Source organism: Pedococcus sp. P2_F6 (assembly GCF_056403675.1).
In genome coordinates this window covers 210,676-223,564 of the sequence record NZ_JBFUEZ010000004.1, presented here as the reverse complement: position 1 = coordinate 223,564, position 12,889 = coordinate 210,676, and the positions used below count along the sequence as shown (strand labels likewise).

The 12,889-nt window shown below is 71.4% G+C and carries 14 protein-coding genes; 10 read left to right on the top strand and 4 right to left on the bottom strand.

What is annotated here, in order from left to right; translation table 11 throughout:
* Positions 1 to 109 precede the first annotated feature (109 nt).
* A complete protein-coding gene (locus AC1DWP_RS12595; protein ID WP_477614813.1) occupies positions 110 to 886 on the top strand; it encodes a M23 family metallopeptidase in 777 nt (258 codons plus the stop codon).
* 127 nt (positions 887 to 1,013) lie between these two features.
* Here the strand turns inward: AC1DWP_RS12595 and pcrA are convergent, their stop codons facing one another.
* Entirely contained in the window at positions 1,014 to 3,494 is a 2,481-nt protein-coding gene (gene pcrA, locus AC1DWP_RS12590; protein WP_477614812.1) for a DNA helicase PcrA, read from the bottom strand.
* Positions 3,495 to 3,584: 90 nt separating this feature from the next.
* On the opposite strand from pcrA, the gene AC1DWP_RS12585 reads away from it, so the two are divergent.
* The 7 genes from AC1DWP_RS12585 to AC1DWP_RS12555 are packed head-to-tail and all read left to right on the top strand — an operon-like array spanning position 3,585 to position 8,325.
* The gene (locus AC1DWP_RS12585; RefSeq protein WP_477614811.1) at positions 3,585 to 3,812 is read left to right on the top strand and encodes a ribbon-helix-helix domain-containing protein; all 228 of its coding nucleotides are present in this window, start codon (positions 3,585 to 3,587) and stop codon (positions 3,810 to 3,812) included.
* Positions 3,799 to 4,146, top strand: a complete 348-nt coding sequence (locus AC1DWP_RS12580) for a type II toxin-antitoxin system PemK/MazF family toxin (RefSeq protein WP_477614810.1) — start codon at positions 3,799 to 3,801, stop codon at positions 4,144 to 4,146. Before AC1DWP_RS12585 ends, AC1DWP_RS12580 begins: the two co-directional genes overlap by 14 nt.
* 18 nt (positions 4,147 to 4,164) lie before the next feature.
* On the top strand, positions 4,165 to 4,725 hold the full coding sequence (locus tag AC1DWP_RS12575) for a GNAT family N-acetyltransferase (protein WP_477614809.1): 561 nt from the start codon (positions 4,165 to 4,167) through the stop codon (positions 4,723 to 4,725).
* Positions 4,722 to 5,558, top strand: a complete 837-nt coding sequence (locus AC1DWP_RS12570) for a uracil-DNA glycosylase (RefSeq protein WP_477614808.1) — start codon at positions 4,722 to 4,724, stop codon at positions 5,556 to 5,558. Before AC1DWP_RS12575 ends, AC1DWP_RS12570 begins: the two co-directional genes overlap by 4 nt.
* Complete coding sequence (locus AC1DWP_RS12565) at positions 5,558 to 6,121, top strand: GNAT family N-acetyltransferase (protein ID WP_477614807.1); 564 nt, start codon at positions 5,558 to 5,560, stop codon at positions 6,119 to 6,121. The genes AC1DWP_RS12570 and AC1DWP_RS12565 overlap by 1 nt, the downstream gene beginning before the upstream one ends.
* A 23-nt stretch (positions 6,122 to 6,144) precedes the next feature.
* Positions 6,145 to 7,125: a quinone oxidoreductase family protein gene (locus AC1DWP_RS12560; protein ID WP_477614806.1), complete on the top strand. Its 981-nt coding sequence runs from the start codon at positions 6,145 to 6,147 to the stop codon at positions 7,123 to 7,125.
* Between the two features lie 30 nt (positions 7,126 to 7,155).
* Positions 7,156 to 8,325 carry a DNA polymerase IV gene (locus tag AC1DWP_RS12555; RefSeq protein ID WP_477614805.1) on the top strand — a complete coding sequence of 390 codons (1,170 nt, stop codon included), beginning with the start codon at positions 7,156 to 7,158 and terminating at the stop codon, positions 8,323 to 8,325.
* A 51-nt stretch (positions 8,326 to 8,376) separates the two neighbouring features.
* Here the strand turns inward: AC1DWP_RS12555 and AC1DWP_RS12550 are convergent, their stop codons facing one another.
* From AC1DWP_RS12550 to AC1DWP_RS12540, 3 genes are all read right to left on the bottom strand, one after another.
* Entirely contained in the window at positions 8,377 to 8,739 is a 363-nt protein-coding gene (locus AC1DWP_RS12550; protein ID WP_477614804.1) for a hypothetical protein, read from the bottom strand.
* A gap of 68 nt (positions 8,740 to 8,807) precedes the next feature.
* The gene (locus AC1DWP_RS12545) at positions 8,808 to 9,488 is read right to left on the bottom strand and encodes a LuxR C-terminal-related transcriptional regulator (RefSeq protein ID WP_477614803.1); all 681 of its coding nucleotides are present in this window, start codon (positions 9,486 to 9,488) and stop codon (positions 8,808 to 8,810) included.
* Complete coding sequence (locus AC1DWP_RS12540; protein WP_477614802.1) at positions 9,475 to 10,848, bottom strand: ATP-binding protein; 1,374 nt, start codon at positions 10,846 to 10,848, stop codon at positions 9,475 to 9,477. The genes AC1DWP_RS12545 and AC1DWP_RS12540 overlap by 14 nt, the downstream gene beginning before the upstream one ends.
* Positions 10,849 to 10,973: 125 nt before the next feature.
* Between AC1DWP_RS12540 and AC1DWP_RS12535 the strand changes: the two genes are divergently transcribed.
* Positions 10,974 to 12,422 carry a PspC domain-containing protein gene (locus AC1DWP_RS12535; protein WP_477614801.1) on the top strand — a complete coding sequence of 483 codons (1,449 nt, stop codon included), beginning with the start codon at positions 10,974 to 10,976 and terminating at the stop codon, positions 12,420 to 12,422.
* Positions 12,423 to 12,427: 5 nt separating this feature from the next.
* A complete protein-coding gene (locus AC1DWP_RS12530) occupies positions 12,428 to 12,883 on the top strand; it encodes a hypothetical protein (RefSeq protein ID WP_477614800.1) in 456 nt (151 codons plus the stop codon).
* Positions 12,884 to 12,889: the final 6 nt, after the last annotated feature.

Sequence of the window (12,889 nt, the reverse complement as noted above, 5' to 3'; positions counted from 1 at the left end):
GAACATTTAGGACATATGTGGCGGATTTCTGGGGAACGATTTTGGATAACGAACTGATCACGCTACCCTCTGTCACTCCGTGTCCCCCCGCACGCAAGGTCATCGCTTCGTGAGTTCAGATTCCTACTCGGGCCGCCACCGCGCCCCAGGTCGCCACCGCGCGCCTCGTCGGGGACCCCGTTTCGCCAAGAGTGGGTACCTGCTGCCGGGGGCAGCCGCTGCCGCCCTCGTCGTGACCGCGACCGGTGCAACCGTCGCCGAGTCCGCCCCGGCCTACTTCGACCTGAACGGTGCTGCCAAGGCCCGGACCCAGGACCAGGCCGCCGCCAAGTTCAACCGTGTCGAGGCCGCCCAGCAGCGCGAGGTGCAGGTCACGGCCGTCCAGGCCCGCGTGCTCGAGGCGCAGCGGATCGCCCGCACCGCCGAGCGCAAGGCCGTCGCCAAGCGGACTGCCGCCGCCGCGGCCCTCCGCAAGGCCGAGGCCGACCGCAAGAACCGCGAGAAGTGGGTCATGCCCATCAACGGCGCGGTCTTCACGTCCGGCTACGGCTGGCGCTGGGGCCGACTGCACGCCGGCGACGACTTCGGCACCCCGGTCGGGACCCCGCTGAAGGCCATGTCCACCGGCACCGTCACCTTCGCGGGCTGGGAGGGTGGCTACGGCAACAAGATCGAGATCGAGTACTGGGACGGCACCGTGTCGGTCTTCGGCCACCTGAGCCAGATCGAGACCAGCGTCGGCGACAAGGTCGCCCCCGGCGACGTCGTGGGACTGTCGGGCAACACCGGCCACTCCACCGGCCCCCACCTGCACCTCGAGATCCACCCCGACGGCGGTGCGGCCATCGACCCCGCCCCCTGGTTGCACGACCACGGCCTGCAGTAGCAGTCCCGCAGCACCGCACGAGGCGCCCTCCGGGGCGCCTTTCGTGTATGCCGCGTCAGCGCAGTGCGAGAGCGACGCCTGAGCGCCGCGTCAGCGCCGCGACAGCGCGGAGCGGCTGCCTCCTCGGTCAGAGCTTTTCGAGTGGGGCGTAGCGCAGCAGGAACCGCTTGACGCCGGTGTCGCCGCCGAAGTCGACGTGCGCCTGCGTCTTGTCACCCTCACCCTCGGTCTTGACAACCGTGCCCATGCCGTAGCTGTCGTGGGTGACCTTGTCGCCCGAGTGCAGCGAGATCAGCGGGCGGTTGCCCGGAGAGCGGACGCCGGGGCGCTGGGCCAGGGTCGCGACGGCGGGCGTGCCCGGTCGACGCGAGGTGGTGGCTGCCTCGGCCCGCTGCCACTCGACGAGGTCGGGCGGGATCTCGTCGAGGAACCGGCTGGCCGGGTTGTACTGCGGAGCCCCCCACGCCGATCGCACGGCCGCCCGCGACAGGTGCAGCCGCTCGCGGGCGCGGGTGATGCCGACGTACGCCAGCCGGCGCTCCTCCTCGAGCTCCTTGGGGTCGCCGAGCGCCCGCAGGTGCGGGAACGTGCCGTCCTCGAGGCCGGTGAGGAAGACGACGGGGAACTCCAGGCCCTTGGCGGTGTGCAGCGTCATGAGCGTGACGACCCCGAGGTCCTCGGCCTCTTCGCCGTCCGGGATCTCGTCGGCATCGGCGACCAGCGAGACCTGCTCGAGGAAGTCCTCGAGGCTGGCGACCTCGCCGGTCTCGGCGCGGGTCTCGTCGAACTCCTGCGCGACGGCGACGAGCTCGGCGAGGTTCTCGACCCGGGTCTCGTCCTGCGGGTCGTGGCTGGCGCGCAGCTCGGCGAGGTAGCCGGACTTCTCGATGACGGCCTCCAGGAGCGCCCCCACACCCTGCTCGTCGTCGGCGTGGATGGTGCCGAGCTGCTCGAGCAGCCCGGTGAAGCCCTTGATCGCGGCGACCGAGCGGGTCGCGATGCCCGGAGCGTCCTCGGGACGGCCGAGGGCCGCGATGAACGGGATCCGCTCGCGCTCGGCGAGGGCCGCGACGCAGGCCTCGGCCCGGTCGCCGATCCCCCGCTTGGGCACGTTGAGGATGCGCCGCAGGTTGACGGTGTCCGTCGGGTTGGAGATGACCCTCAGATAGGCGAGCGCGTCCTTGACCTCACGCCGCTCGTAGAACCGTGTGCCGCCCACGACCTTGTAGGGCAAGCCAACTCGCACGAAGACCTCTTCGAGCGCTCGCGACTGGGCGTTGGTCCGGTAGAACACCGCGACGTCCTTGGGCTTGACCCCGGCAGAGTCGCCGAGCTCGTCGATCGTCTTCGCGACGAAGGCCGCCTCGTCGTGCTCGTTGTCGCCGACGTAGCCGATGATGGCCGCGCCGTTGCCGCTGTCGGTCCAGAGGTTCTTCTTGCGGCGCTCGGGGTTCCTGGCGATGACCGAGTTGGCGGCCTGCAGGATCGTCTGGGTCGACCGGTAGTTCTGCTCGAGCAGGATGGTCCGCGCGTTCGGGTAGTCCTCCTCGAACTCCACGATGTTGCGGATCGTCGCGCCCCTGAACGCATAGATCGACTGGTCGGCGTCACCGACCACGACGAGCTCGGCGGGGCCGACGGACGGCCCGTCGCCGACCGGCATACCTGCGCTGCCTGCGGCGCCACCCACGAGCTCGCGGACGAGCTGGTACTGGGCGTGGTTGGTGTCCTGGTACTCGTCGACCAGGACGTGACGGAACCGGCGACGGTAGTGCTCGGCCACGTCGGGGAAGGCCTGGAGGATGTTGACGGTCGTCATGATGAGGTCGTCGAAGTCGAGCGCGTTGGCCTGGCGCAACCTCCGCTGGTAGCCGGTGTAGGCCTCGGCGAGCATCCGCTCCTGGTGGGTCCCCTCGACCACCTGCGAGGCGAACGTCTCCTCGTCGACCAGCTCGTTCTTGAGGTTGGAGACCTGGTGGCTGAACGACCGGGGCGGGTAGCGCTTGGGGTCGAGGTCGAGGTCGCGCATCACCATCGCCATGAGGCGCTGGCTGTCGGCGGCATCGTAGATGGAGAAGGTCGTCTTGAGCCCGACCTTCGCAGCCTCGCGGCGCAGGATCCGCACGCAGGCCGAGTGGAAGGTCATGACCCACATCGCCTTGGCGCGCGGCCCGACCAGGGACGCGACCCGCTCGCGCATCTCGGCCGCGGCCTTGTTGGTGAAGGTGATGGCCAGAACCTGCCCCGGCTGCACGCCCCGGGCCGCCAGCAGGTAGGCGATGCGGTTGGTGAGCACGCGCGTCTTGCCCGAGCCCGCGCCGGCGACGATGAGCAGCGGACCGCCCTCGTGCAGGACGGCCGCGCGCTGCTGCGGGTTGAGTCCCTCGAGCAGCGTCTCAGGATCGGTGTGCCGGCTGCTCGCCTCGTCAGGGCCGCGCCCCTCGGCGGCGGCTTGGGCCCACGTCGGGACGCCGCGGTCGTCGACCGCGGTCGCCCGGGCAGCCGCAGCCGTCGGGCGCGTGCCGGGGGCCGGCGGGTCGGCAGGGCCCTGTTCGTTGAAAGGGCCGTGCCCGTTGGCAGGGAAGAGGTCGTCGAAGAGCGTGCTCATGTTGCACCCAGCCTACGTGTCCCCAGCGACAGGACTACCGCAGGTACGACCACAGTGTTACCCGGGGTAGCACTGCGGTAGCATCCGGGCATGAAGGTCAGTGTGAGCCTGCCCGAGGAGGACATCGAGTTCCTCGACGCGCTGGTGCTCGAGGCCAGCGCTGAGTCGCGTTCTGCCGCCCTGCACCAGGCGGTGAGCTCGCTGCGTTCGTCGCGTCTGGAGGCGGCCTACGAGGCGGCCTGGGCGGATTGGCGCGACTCCGGCGAGGCCGAGGCGTGGGAGTCCACGACCGGAGACGGCATCGATGCGGCGGGGTGAGATCTGGCTGGCCGACCTCGAGCCCGTCATCGGAGGCGAAGCCGACAAGGCTCGCCCCGTCGTGGTCGTGAGCAACAACGGCGCCAACACCGCAGCCGAGCGACTGGGCCAGGGTGTGGTGACGGTGGTGCCCGTCACCAGCAACGTCAAGACGGTCTACGCCTTCCAGACCTATCTGCCGCGCGCAGGCACCGGACTGCGGCACAACTCCAAGGCCCAGGCCGAGCAGGTTCGGTCGATCGACGCACGCCGGCTCTCGCGCAGGGTCGGCATCGTGCCGGCGGCACAGCTGCGCGAGCTCGACGACGCGCTGCGCGTCCACCTGGGGCTCTGACCTCATAGGCTCGAGATCGTGACCCGTCTCGTCGTCCCGGATGTCCGGTACCAGGACTCCTACCTGGCCGCGACCGACGAGTTCACGGTGTCCGGGGAGCAGCGCGACGGTGATGGCGACCTGGCCCAGCCCGCCGAAGCGGGATACGAGGGTTACCAGTTCACCCGTGAAGGCCTGGAGGACCCCGCCGAGTTCGCGCGTTTCGTGGCGCAGCGACGGCGGGCCGCCGACGAGGACGCACCGCGGAGGTCCGGCTGGACCGCCTGCACCTTCCGCTGGATCGTCGACGACACCGACTGGTACGTCGGATCGCTCGCGCTGCGCCACGAGCTGACCGACTACCTCCTGCGCGAGGGCGGTCACATCGGCTACAGCGTCCGGCCGACAGCCCGCCAGCGTGGCCATGCGCGTGAGGCACTGCGCCTGGCCCTGCCCATCGCGCGCGACGGGCTCGGTCTCGACCGGGTGCTGGTGACCTGCCTGGAGGACAACGAGGCCTCGAGACGAGCCATCGAGGCGAACGGCGGCGTCTACGAGGACTCGCGCAACGGCACCCGCCGCTACTGGATCGAGCTGTGAACGTCGACCCCCACCCGGTCACGGGTGAGCGGTTCGAGTCGCCGGTGCCGCCGGGCAGCGGCTGGCCGGGCGACCCGGCGTCGGCCGCCACCCCTGTGGCCCGCAACGCGTCCCAGACCGACGCACTCGCCTGCACCTCACCCGATGTGGCCGAGCTCGATGCCCGGATCTCGGTCTGTCGCGCGTGTCCGCGACTCGTCGAGTGGCGTGAAACCGTTGCGACACAAGGCCGCCGGGCCTCCTTCGCGGACCAGCCCTATTGGGGCAGACCGGGGCCGGGCTTCGGCGACCCAGCTGCCCAGGTGCTGGTCGTGGGGCTGGCTCCCGCTGCCAACGGCACCAACCGCACGGGACGGATGTTCACCGGCGACCGGTCGGGCGACTGGCTGTATGCCGCGTTGCACCGCGCCGGGTACGCCAGCCAGCCGCAGTCGTGGGCGAGCGGTGACGGGCTGGTGCTGCACGGCATACGCATCATCGCAGCGGTGCGGTGCGCTCCGCCGGCCAACAAGCCCACCACGACGGAGCGGGCCGCCTGCGCGCACTGGCTGGACCGCGACCTCGAGCTCGCCGCGCCGGGGTTGCGGTCGATGCTCGCACTGGGCTCGATCGCCTGGGACGCGACGCTCGGCAGTGCCCGACGACTCGGCTGGGACGTGCCACGCCCCAAGCCGCAGTTCGGGCACGGGGCGGAGACAGTGCTGGTGTCCCCCGACGGGCGGCCGGTCCGGCTCGTCGGGAGCTACCACGTGAGCCAGCAGAACACCTTCACGGGCAAGCTCACCGAGGCGATGCTCGACGCGGCGATCGCCAGGCTGCGACCGGTGCCCTGATGGTGCTGCTCGCGGTGCCCCACCTGCGGTTCCGCCATTCGTTCCTCGCTGCGGCGGACGAGTTCCGCGCCAACGGGGAGTCGGCTCACGACGGGGTGCTCAACTGGCCTGCCGAGGGCGACTTCCCGGGCGTCGTGTTCACACGGGAGGGCCTGGAGGACCCGGCCGAGTTCGCCCGGCTGGTGGCCAACCGGGTTGGCGACGCCGAGCCGACGAGCGTCCGGCCACCCCGCTGGACCACGGCGACCTACTGGTGGCTGGAGGACCCCGAACTCGCCGACGAGTTCGTGGGGTCGATCTCGTTGCGGCACCACATCGACCACCCCCTGCTGGCGACCGTCGGCGGTCACGTCGGCTACTCGGTGCGCCCGAGCGCCCGCCGCCGCGGTTTCGCCAGCGACGCGCTGCGACAGGTCGTGCCGCGGGCGGCGGCACGCGGCATACCGAGGCTGCTGGTGACGTGCGACCTCGACAACGTGGCATCGGCGCGGACCATCGAGGCCAACGGGGGCGAGTTCGAGGGCGAGCTGCGCGGCAAGCGGCGCTACTGGATCGCCACCTGACCTCGACGCCTATGGTGTTGGGCATGGCCATGTCGCGCGCCCTCGTCGTCCCCCGCAACGGTGACTCCTCGGTCCTGGAGGTCCAGGAGACAGAGGTGGCACCGCCCGGTCAGGGCGAGGTGCAGGTCGAGGTCGCGGCGGTCGGGGTCAACTTCATCGACGTCTACCAGCGACAGGGCGTCTATCCCCTCTCCACCCCGTTCGTCTCGTGCTCCGAGGGGTCCGGCACCGTCACGGTGGTGGGGCCAGGGGTTGACGACGTCGCGGTCGGCGACCGCGTCGCCTGGGGCGCCGGCCTCGGTGCGGCCGGCTCCGTGGTCAACCGGGCCGCCGACTCACTCGTGCCCGTGCCCGACGGGGTCGAGCTGGACGTGGCGGCCGCGGCGATGCTCCAGGGCATGACCGCGCACTACCTCGTCAACTCGACGTATGCCGTGGGGCCGGGGACCGTGGCCCTCGTGCACGCGGCTGCGGGCGGCGTGGGGCAGCTGCTCGTGCAGATGGTGACCGCCAAGGGCGGTCGGGTGATCGCGACCGCCGGGTCGCCCGACAAGCTCGAGATCGCTCGCGGCCTGGGGGCGGAGACGGTGATCAACTACCGGGAGTCCGAGGACCTCGCCGCGGAAGTGCGAGCGGCCAATGGTGGCAACGGAGTCCACGTCGCCTACGACGGAGTCGGCAAGGCGACGTTCGACGCCTCGCTGGCGTCGCTGCGCCCCCGTGGGCTGATGGTCCTCTTCGGTGGTGCCAGTGGGCAGGTGCCGCCCTTCGACATCCAGCGGCTCAACGCCCTGGGCTCGCTGTTCCTGACCCGCCCGACCCTGGGCAGCTACACCGCCACCCGCGAGGAGCTGCTCGAACGCGGCACCTCGGTGCTCGGCGACATCGCAGCCGGACGGCTGGCGATCGAGATCGGCGGACGCTACCCGCTCACCGACGCGGCGACCGCCTACGACGACCTCGAAGCCCGCCGGACGACCGGCAAGCTGCTGCTGGTCCCCTGACCTGACACCGGAGCACGGCAGGATGGGCCCATGGCTCCCGCCGCTGACGCCGTGCCGTGGGTGCTGCACGTCGACCTCGACCAGTTCCTCGCAGCGGTCGAGATCCTGCGGCACCCCGAGCTGGCCGGTGTGCCGCTGATCGTCGGCGGTCGCGGCGATCCCACCGAGCGGGCCGTGGTGTCGACAGCCTCCTACGAGGCGCGTGAGTTCGGGGTCCGGTCAGGCATGCCGTTGAAGGTCGCCGTGCGCCGGTGTCCCGAGGCGGTGCTCCTGCCCGTCGACTTCCCGGTCTACGAGGAGGCGTCCGCGCGGGTCATGGAGGTGCTCAGGGGTATGCCGGGTGCGGTCGTGGAGGTGCTCGGCTGGGACGAGGCCTTCGTGGGGGTGACGACCGACGACCCCCTGGCCTATGCGCAGGCGATCCGCGCCGCCGTGCTCGAGGCCACCGACCTGCACTGCTCGGTCGGCATCGGCGACACGAAGGTGCGGGCCAAGATCGCCACCGACTTCGGAAAGCCCCGGGGGGTCTTCGAGCTGACCCGCGACAACTGGTTCGAGGTCATGGGCGACCGTCCGACGATCGCCTTGTGGGGCGTGGGTTCCAGGATCTCGCAGCGGCTGGCGTCCCACGGCTACCAGACGGTGCGCGACCTCGCCGAGGCCGACGAGGCGACCCTGGCGGCCGAGTTCGGGCCGACCATGGGCCCGCACTACGGCCGGCTCGGGCGCGGGGTGAGCTCCGCGACCGTCGACGACACCCCGTGGATCGCCCGGGCCCACGGACGCGAGACGACCTACCAGGCCAACCTCGTCGAGCCCCAGCAGGTCGAGGTCGCGATCCGGGCGTTGGCCGAGCAGGTGGTCGAGGACATCCGTCGCGAGGGCAGGGCCTGCCAGCGCGTCTTCCTCAAGGTGCGGTTCGCGCCGTTCTTCACGACCAACCGGGTCCGCAAGCTGACCGAGCCCACCTTCGACGTCGACGTCATCGCCTCCACCGCGCTGGCCCTCCTCGCGGCCCTGGCGGACGACCGCCCCATCAGGCTCCTCGGGGTCCGGGCCGAGATGGTGCCGCCCGAGGGTGGCTACATCGACCCACGGACCACCGGACGCGGCGGTCCGAGTGCCAGGGCCGCCGGCACCGGGGGCGGTGTGGAGGACTCCTCGCCGGGAGCGACGGCGGACACCTCGCGCGAAGGATGACCGGTCAGCGCGCCCCCCGCTGACCGGTCGGCACGCTCGAAGGCGCCCGGCTCAGTTCCAGAGCGCTGCGACCGCGACGTTGAGCACGCCCAGGGCGCCCGACGCCATCACGAGTCCACGGTTGAGGGGAGCGCCACGCTTGGCGCGACCGCGGGCGATCTCGATGCATGCGGCGGCCGCGATCGCGACGACCAGCTTGACCCCGATCTTGGGGTGGTTGAGGTCCTTGTCGAGCGAGGAGATCGCCTCGGCCATGCCGACCAGGACCAGACCGGTCAGGACCTGGGCGCGGGCGCCGATCGACATCAGCTCGACGGTGTCGAGCCCCTTGCGCGCGAAGGCGGCCCAGCCGCCGACCAGCGCTGCCATGCCCAGGAGGTGGAGCACCACGACGAGGTTGTAGACGAAGTCCATGGCCTCACCCTAGCCCGCAGGGTTGACCACCAAGCCGTGCGGATCGCCTGCGAGACCCACGCCCTCGTTCAGAGCAGGCGACGGCCCATGGCCCAGGCGGTCAGCTCGTGACGTGACGACAGCTGGAGCTTGCGCAGCACCGAGGAGACATGCGTCTCAACGGTTTTCACCGAGATGAACAGCTCCTTGGCGACCTCCTTGTACTGGTATCCGCGCGCGATGAGTCGCATGACCTCGCGCTCGCGGGCCGAGAGCCGGTCGAGCTCCTCGTCGACCTGAGCCACCTCGCCGGCCGCCGCACCGAACGCGTCGAGCACGAAGCCGGCCAGCCGCGGAGAGAACACGGCGTCGCCGTCGGCCACGCGCTGGATCGCCCGGGTCAGGTCGGTGGCACTGATCGTCTTGGTGACGTAGCCGCGCGCCCCTGCGCGGATCACCGCGATGACGTCCTCGGCGGCATCCGAGACCGACAAGGCGAGGAACCGCACCGGCTGGCCGTCCGCGGTCTCCAGCCCCTTGCAGCCGTGCAGCACGTCGATGCCACCGTTGCCGTTGCCGCCCGGCAGGTGCACGTCGAGCAGGACGACGGGCGGCTTGGTCTGGCGGATCACCGCGATGGCGGAGTCCACGTCGGGCGCCTCGCCCACGATGGAGACCGTGGTGCCGAGCTCGGCACGGACTCCCGAGCGGAACATGCGGTGGTCGTCGACGAGGACGACCTCGACCGGCTTCTTCTCAGGCGTGTTCACGGGTCTCCTCCGAGACGGGTTGCGGATTATCTGGGTCGGACTGGGGCTGTGGGTGTCGCTGGGCCGCAGGCAGGGTGAGGCTGACCTCGGTGCCCTGCTCGAGGCGGCGGACCCTCGCGGCACCTCCGTGCCGCTCCATCCGCCCGAGGATCGACTGACGGACACCGAGCCGGTCCTCGGGGATCTCGCTGACCTCGAACCCCGGCCCGTGGTCGCGCACGAAGGCCTCCACCCCCGAGGGTCCGACCTCGAGGTAGAGCGAGACGGGCGGGGCCCCGTGGCGGACCGCGTTGTGCAGGGACTCGCGCACAGCACGGACGAGGGCCTGCCCGCCGTCGTCCAGCGGCCGGTCCCCGGTCGACACCACCTCGATGGGCGTGCCGTGCAGGTCCTCGACCTCGTGGGCGGCCTCGACCACCGCGGTGGCAAGGCTGGCATCGGAGTCGGAGGGGCCGGCATACAGCCACGAGCGGAGCTCGCGCTCCTGGGCACGGGCGAGCTGGGTCACTGCGCCGGCGTCGCCGGCCTTGCGCTGGATGAGCGCCAAGGTCTGCAGCACCGAGTCGTGGAGGTGGGCCGCGATGTCGGCGCGTTCGGTCGCGCGGGCGAGCTCGGCCTGCTCGTGGCGCAGGTCCGACCAGAAACGAAGGGCCCAGGGGGCGGAGATCAGGGCCACACCGGCCAGGACCGCCAGGACCGCTGCGCCGATGTCCCAGATCGCTGCGAGGGACCGGCCGCGCGTAGCCATGATGACCAGGCCGGTGAGGGCCAGCACCCCACCGAACGCGAGGCGCGCAACGCTGAATCGCCTTGTCCCCGTTTCGGATCCGAGCCAGCGCCCGCGCTGGGAGTCGTCGAGCTGGGACCAGGCGAGAACCGCACCGGCGGCCACGACCAGGAGGGGGACGAGAATGCCGAGGCGCGCGTTGAGACCGGCGTTCTGGGCCACGACGACGAGGCCGATGCCGAGCAACAGCCCACCCACGAGAAGCACGCGGGTCGCGTCCCGCTCGATGGTGCCCGTCACCGGATCGGGCTGGGTGCGGCCGGCTGCCGCGACCGCTGCCGCATCAGCCGGGTCGACCGCGCGACGACCGGCCCGGACCATGCCACCCCGGGACTGTGGCGTGAGCGCCCACAGGAAGATGTAGGCCACCAGCCCGGCTCCGGTGGGGATCGAGATCAGCACGAACCCCAGCCGGATCCACCGAACCGGCCAGCCCAGGTGCTGGGCCAGACCGACCGCGACGCCGCCGATCACCTTGCCCTCGACGGGTCGCGTGAGGGTCGGGCGAGCGGCACGGCGCTCTGCGGCCCTTGCCTCCGCTGGGGGGACGGGCCGCTCGTAGGGAGTCGGCATGTCCTCATCCTGACGCACGAACCGGTGGATGCCGAGCAGATTCAGGGTGCGCGGACGCTGCTTCAGGGTCAGTTCAGGGTCGACCCTCATGGCAGGGCCCCCGTCGCACGGACACCATTGATGACATGACGCAGACCCCTGGGCCGACCGCCGGCCCGACGAACCCCACCCACGCGACCGGCCTCGACCGGTTCTTCGGCTGGATCCGCTCCGTGGACCTTCGCCGGGACGCCGACGACAAGTGGCTGGCCGGCGTGTGCTCCGGCATCGCCACGCGCCTCGGTGTGGACCCCATCGTCATCCGGGCAGCCCTGGTGCTCCTGGTGATCCTCGGTGGCGTCGGCATCACCATCTACCTCATCGCCTGGGCCTTCCTGCCCAACAACCGCGACGAGATCGTCGCCGAGAAGGCGCTGCGCGACGGTGACGTGCTCGGGATCATCCTGCTCGTCATCATCGGCCTGTCCCTGGTCGGCGGTACCGGTCTTGCCGGCGACACCCCCGGCGTCGGGTGGATCTGGTGGGTCGTGGTTCCCATCGGTCTCGTCGTCTGGCTGGTGACCCGCAACCGCGACGGCAAGGCCCGCTCGCAGACGCCGTACGGGCCGAACCCCTATGCACCGGCTCCCTCCGGCCAGGCCCCCTACGCGCCGAGTCCCTACGCGCCGGCTCCCTACGGCGAGGCTCCCCACGCGGCCACCGGGACGTGGGGCGCCGAGGGCGGGTACCCGCAGACCACCGCCACCGCGACCGTGGCCACCGCGAGCGCCTCGCCCGCGACCTTCACCCCAGAGACCCAGGAGTATGCCGCCGTGCCACCGACCACCTACGCCCCCGCGCCCGCGGACACGCCTCCGGGCGGCACCTACTTCGCTCCACCCACCCCGGCCGCTCCGCAGCCACCACGTCCCCCCAAGGTGCCGCGTCGACGCAGCGGTGGCTTCGTCTCGGTGCTGCTCATCGGCGGCCTGGCCGTCGCGGCCTACGGTGCGACGCTGTCGATCCACCGGGCGGCCCACTGGGCCGGCAGCGACGAGACGGTGGCCATGGCTGCCGCCCTCGGTGTCCTCGGCCTCGGCACGCTGGTGCTCGGCCTGCTGGGCCGACGGGCTGGTCTCACCGGCTTCCTGGCCATCGTGCTCGCCCTCGTCACGTGGACCGCGTCGGTCGTGCCCGACGTGACGTTGGGCGGAGGTGTCGGCGAGCGCACGTGGCGTCCCTCGACCAGCGACACCACGTCCTCCTACCGGCTGGGCATCGGGTCGGCGGAGCTCGACCTCGCCCGCGCCCAGGACAACCCCGGCACGGCTCGGGAGATCGAGGCCCGCGTGGGCATCGGCGAGCTGAGGATCTACATCCCCTCGAACCTCACGGTCGAGGTCCGCAGCTCGGTCGCCGCCGGGGACATCTCCCGCGTCGACAGCCCTGACCTCGGCACCAATGGCGACCCTGTCCCGCTGGACAACGGCGACGGCCGCAACATCAGCACCGTGGAGACGTTCGGCACGGGAAGTCCCGACGTCGTGGTGACCGCGCACGTCGGCCTGGGCCAGATCCTGATCGGCAAGGAGTGACCGCGATGACCAACCCCGAAGCACCCCAGGACGAGACGACACAGGTGGAGCAGGCAGTGCAGACCCCCACGACCCAGTCCGACCCGACCCCGAGCGACCCGACCCAGGCCGACGTGACCCGGACGACCGAGCGGACCGAGCAGCTCGACACCACGGACGCGACCCGCGCCATCGAGGTCGACGAAGCGCCAGTGTGGGCCGAGCCCACCGACGCCCGGGTGGCCGCCGACGATGCCGGCTGGCCCCCCGCCATCCCGGAACGCCCCAGCGGCCCGCACGCCCCTGCCATCGTGCTGGGACTGGTCTGCCTGGCCGTGGCGAGCATCGTGCTGGCCCAGGAGGTCGGGAGTCTGAGCGTCGACTGGGGCGACATCGGCCCACTCGGGATCGTGGCGGCCGGTGCCCTGCTCGTGCTGTTCGGGCTCGCCGGGCTGCTCAGCTCACGACGCAAGTCGCAGTGACGCAGG